The sequence below is a fragment of the Candidatus Dactylopiibacterium carminicum genome (assembly GCF_014736495.1).
GTDB lineage: Bacteria > Pseudomonadota > Gammaproteobacteria > Burkholderiales > Rhodocyclaceae > Uliginosibacterium > Uliginosibacterium carminicum.
On the sequence record NZ_MDUX01000105.1, the window covers coordinates 1 to 4553 of the forward strand.

Consider the following 4553-nt stretch of genomic DNA (forward strand, 5'->3'; position numbering starts at 1 on the left):
TCGATGTGGGATTCGACTATGCATAGCGCTTGACGGCCAAGACGGTTGCTCAGTCGGCAGTGTCACGCTTGGTGTCAGTGGTTCGAGCCCGCCGCTCAAAGCCTTCAGTCAGCCACTGTGCTCGTTCAATGGCGCAGCCTATTCCACCAGTTGCAGCCTGGGTTTTGCGGATGCAGGTCTGCTGTTCAGTGTGCCGTCCCAGATATCCGGCGTGACCTCCAATGCCATTACGATCACGGCCGCGAAGACGGACGACGCGACCAAGCGTTGCGTGCCGGCCTTTGCCAGCGTGACGCGTAATGTGAGCTTCTGGTCGAGTTATCTGAGTCCCGCTACCGGCAGCATGAGCCTGGCCGTCAATGGCAATGCCGTTGCGGGTGCAAGTCCAGGGACCAGTCTGCCCCTGAGTTTCAATGCCAACGGGGACGCCACGATTACGCTGAACTATCCGGATGCCGGACAGATTGCATTGAATGCCCGCTATACCGGCAGCAGTGCCAATGGTGACAGCGGCCTGGTCATATGGTTCGAGCACCTTTCCCGTGGTGCCGTACGCTTTGTGCGTGGATAGCACCGATGCCAACTGGCAGTGCAGCGGGACGGATGCTGCGCTGCAGGATCCGGCCGCTTGCAGTGTCTTCAAGCGGGCCGGAGAGAGCTTCGTTCAGCGTGTGACCGGCAAAGCCTATGACGGAAGCAGCAATGCGGCTTGCAGCCTGCCTACCACACCCAATTACCGGCAGGATGGCTTGGTTCTCGCCAGCGCTGTGATTGCCCCCAGCGGAGCCAATGCCGGACTGCTCTCAACCACTTCGGTGAATGTGGGCAGTGGTGGTCTGGGCAGTGTGGCCCAGGCCCAGAGTGAGGTGGGTATCTTCCGCCTGACAGCCACGCCGCCGACGGGGGCCTATTTCGGGCAGACCGCACCGACCGGGCAGAACAATTTCGGTCGCTTCATTCCGGCAGGTTTCACCGTGTCGGGCCAGGCATTGACCAATCGTGTCGCGGCGGCCTGCTCGTCAGTTTCTACGTTCAGTTATCTGGGCGAGGCGGTAGGCGTCGGCTTCACATTGCAGGCCGTGAATCTGAACGGAGCCATCACCGGGAACTACCGTGGCAACTATGCCCGCCTGAACCTTGCGCCGGTTACGGGTGCGGGCAGCAATGGTCTGGCATTCGGTGCGCAATCCGGCGGCAGTCTTCTGAATTCCCGCCTGAGCAGTAGCTGCACCAGTTGCGCCGCATTCGTCAGTGGCAGCAGCGCAATCCAGGCGCGTCTTAGCGTATTGCGGGCCACAGGGTCACAGATTGATGGGCCATTCGACAGTGCGAGCTTCGGATTGGTAGCCACTGATGCCGATAGCGTGGGCATGCGTGGTCCTGATTTCAACTGGGATCTGGCTGGAGCTCCAGAAGGCGTCGCATTGGGGAGTACACGCCTGGTGTTCGGCCGTCTGCAGGTGGGCAACACCTATGGCTCGGCGCTGCTTCCGCTGCCAGTGACTGCACGTGCCCAGATGTGGAACGGCAGCACATTTATCGACCATGGGGCAGATAGCTGCACACCTTTTCAAGTCCCTGCGACAGTCTCCGTGAACAGCAGTAATACGGCCACTCTGGCTTGCAATGGGGGCGTAGGGCTTTACGGCAGTCTCGCTGGTGTAAATGCCAGTGTCGGTGCCACGGCAGCGGGCGGTACGGTGAAGCTCAGCGGTGGTGCCAGCACCTTGCGGCTAAGTCCGCCAACCAATACCGGCGGCGGCTATCTGGATCTCGTGTTGGCGGCGCCGGATTACCTGAAATACAACGTGGATGGCGTGGATCAGAGCCTGCCGGGCTGCACGACACCAGGGGATGGCTACCTGCATGACGACAATCCGCGCGCGCGGATCCGCTTCGGAGTGAAGACCAATTCCGGTGTGATCCACCAGCGCGAGATCTACTGAGAAGAAGAGCCGGCGAAAACCCGTGCCGGAGTCGTGGCGACATGGATACGGCCTTCGGGACGGTAATGCAGCAGGCACGAGGAGGGAGCGCGCTATGTGGCCGTTGGGATTGAAGCGCAAACGGCAGCTGCCGGTAAGTCTGGCCACGATGCCGGGGCTGGCTGTGGCGGTGCGCATGTCGCCCGGCCCTGAGGGCCGGGCTCATCTGCGTGAGGTACGTGTGTTACACAGCGAGTCTTCCGCAACGGAACGGCTCGATCAACTCGCGCGGGAACTCCGCATCAAGCAGGCGCCCTTGCAGATCCTGCTGGAGGCTGCGGATTACCAGTTCATGCAGACGGAGTTTCCATCCCTGCCTGTAGAGGAGTTACGGACAGCCATCGGCTGGCAGATGAAAGACATGCTGCGCCAGCCGCTGGATCAGAGCACGCTAGATATCCTGCCGCCACCCGCGCAGGGAGATGGCATTCGTCGTACCCAGGGTTACGTCGTGTCTGCCGCGAACAATCTCCTGCGGTCGCGCATGCTCCAGTTCAGGGCCTATGGCAGCGATGTGGCGGTGATCGACATTCCCGAGCAGGCCCAGCGCAATCTGGCCGATTGTCTCGAAACCCCCGGTCATGCCACTGCAATACTCGCTCTGACGCCTGCGGGTTGCCTGCTCACTGTGAGTCGTGAGGGTGAACTGTATTTCGTACGCAATTTCGAGCTTGGGGGGCCATTGGCCGAGAATGAGCACGCACGTCGCGAGCAATTCGACCGCCTGGTGCTGGAGTTGCAGCGTTCCTTCGACGTACTGGAGCACCAGTTCTCCTTTCTGTCTTTGTCGACACTCTGGCTGGCGCCGTTCTCGCACATGGAGGAATTGTTCGGCCTGCTGATCGATACCTTGTATCTGCCGGTGAAGATTGTCGTACTGGAAGAGCTCTTCGATTGCAGGGAATGCCCTTTGCCGGGCGACCCCACTCAGCGGGGGGCGTTGTTCCATGTGCTGGGACTGGCGCTGCGGGCGGTCGGAGAGCCGGCATGAAGCCGCAGATCAATCTTGTCAGCGCGGCTTTGCTGCCACCGCGGCCCTTCTTTCAGTTTCAGAGCCTGGTGCTCTATGTGGCAGCCGCGATCGTGATCCTGCTGCTGTTCTCGTTCTTCATCCATGGCGGCCTGAGTGCCTATGAAGCCAGCGCGCACGAGATGCAGGCCCGTGTGGCACAGCGAGAAACACAGGTGCAGACCCGAGAACGGCAGCTGCAGCCACGCTTGCAGGATCCGGCCGTAGCTGCCTCTCTGGCGCATGCGCAGGCAGAGCAGCAGGGACTCAATGCCGTGCTGGAGGCTTTGCATGAGCCTGAAGCCGCCGCTCTGAAGGCTGCAGCCCTGTTCGACGCATTGGGAGACATCCCGCCAGGGCGTGTCTGGCTGACTGGCATTGATCTGGTACGGGGGCACGTCTCATTACAAGGTCTGGCGACTGAATCCTCTGCAATCCCCGCCTATCTGACGCTGTTGGGGCAGCAGCCCGCACTGCACGGGCAATCCTTCACGACCTTCGAATTGGGGCGGCAGCGCTTCGGCGACGGCCCCGGCGCGCCCGAGGCGGTGAAATTCAGCCTTACAGCTAGGCCGGAGGGAAAGCCATGAACAGACTCTGGCTACAACTGGCAGATCGTTTCGACGCGTGTGCTCCACGCGAGCTTGCACTGATTCAGGCCAGTCAGCTGGACCCGGATGCCGCATCCCGTCAGGAGATCGCACGCCTGGAGGATGAGAACAAGCGTCTGCGTGTTGCACTGGATAGCGAACAGGCGCTTTTCGTACCACCGGCACAGATGGCTGTATTGCTGCGTGAGCTGATTGCCGGTCAGCAAGGGTTAGAGCTTTTGAGTCTGAAAGCGGGCAACCCCGAACCGCTACTGGCGCAGAAGGATGCGCCTATCGGGCTGTTCCGCCACAGCCTGGATCTGGAATTGCGCGGCAGCTACGCCACGTTGGCAGCCTATCTGGCCCATGTGGAGCGGCTGCCCTGGCGGTTGGGGTTTTCCTCGTTGTCCTTGCGTACCGAGACCGCACCACGGGCGAATCTGAAATTGATTCTGTACACGGTAAGTCTGGAGGCGACATGGTTAGGCCTCTGATCCCATTCCTGTTGATGCTTTCGGCATCCACGATGGCGGCCCCCCGCAATGACCCCACCTTGCCACCCAGCGGATTCGCGCCCGTCCCGCAGGCCAGTACCGAGCGCACGGATCGTCTGCTGTTGCAGGCCGTGATCAATTCCCCTCAGCGCCGGCTCGCCATCATCAACGGCCGCAGCCTGCGTGAGGGAGAGCGGCTGGGTGAATGGCAGATCCGCAGTATCCGCCCGCGTGAGGTGCTGCTCGTATCGCCACACGGAACACAGCTGCTGCGCCTGAACTTCCCATCCAAGCCAGCGGCGGATTGAATCGCCCCCGGTTCACTAGACACTTCGAAGCCTTAAGCTGGCAACCAAGTGGAGGTGTCTATGAGTAGCAAGCGATACACGGAAGAGTTCAAGATTGAAGCGGTCAAGCAAGTGACCGATCGCGGACATAGCGTTGCGGACGTTGCCGGGCGACTGGATGTGAGCAT

Annotated in this window: 7 protein-coding genes; all 7 read left to right on the forward strand. The window is 61.0% G+C overall.

The genetic code is table 11. The features are described 5' to 3' along the window. Window positions 1-571, forward strand: a 571-nt coding sequence (locus tag BGI27_RS18365) for a DUF6701 domain-containing protein (RefSeq protein ID WP_317984311.1), incomplete at its 5' end; no start/stop codon positions are given. Beyond that, window positions 564-1946, forward strand: coding sequence for a DUF6701 domain-containing protein (locus BGI27_RS17430; RefSeq protein ID WP_095526043.1), 1383 nt, complete (start codon window positions 564-566; stop codon window positions 1944-1946). The genes BGI27_RS18365 and BGI27_RS17430, both read left to right, overlap by 8 nt. A gap of 109 nt (window positions 1947-2055) precedes the next feature. Beyond that, a complete protein-coding gene (locus BGI27_RS17435; protein WP_143311277.1) occupies window positions 2056-2976 on the forward strand; it encodes a hypothetical protein in 921 nt (306 codons plus the stop codon). Beyond that, window positions 2973-3584, forward strand: a complete 612-nt coding sequence (locus BGI27_RS17440; protein WP_170943103.1) for a PilN domain-containing protein — start codon at window positions 2973-2975, stop codon at window positions 3582-3584. The genes BGI27_RS17435 and BGI27_RS17440 overlap by 4 nt, the downstream gene beginning before the upstream one ends. Further along, window positions 3581-4078: a hypothetical protein gene (locus BGI27_RS17445; protein ID WP_095526046.1), complete on the forward strand. Its 498-nt coding sequence runs from the start codon at window positions 3581-3583 to the stop codon at window positions 4076-4078. The genes BGI27_RS17440 and BGI27_RS17445 overlap by 4 nt, the downstream gene beginning before the upstream one ends. Next, window positions 4063-4386 (forward strand): hypothetical protein, encoded by a 324-nt coding sequence (locus BGI27_RS17450; protein ID WP_141239838.1) that lies wholly within the window; start codon window positions 4063-4065, stop codon window positions 4384-4386. Before BGI27_RS17445 ends, BGI27_RS17450 begins: the two co-directional genes overlap by 16 nt. 60 nt (window positions 4387-4446) lie before the next feature. Then, window positions 4447-4553 (forward strand): transposase (locus BGI27_RS17455; RefSeq protein ID WP_141239830.1); only part of this gene is annotated, 107 nt, incomplete at its 3' end.

Coding starts and splice junctions, on each gene's coding strand:
- BGI27_RS17440 (WP_170943103.1), top strand. CDS start 2,973: ATGAAGCCGCAGATCAATCTTGTCAGCGCGGCTTTGCTGCCACCGCGG.
- BGI27_RS17445 (WP_095526046.1), top strand. CDS start 3,581: ATGAACAGACTCTGGCTACAACTGGCAGATCGTTTCGACGCGTGTGCT.
- BGI27_RS17450 (WP_141239838.1), top strand. CDS start 4,063: ATGGTTAGGCCTCTGATCCCATTCCTGTTGATGCTTTCGGCATCCACG.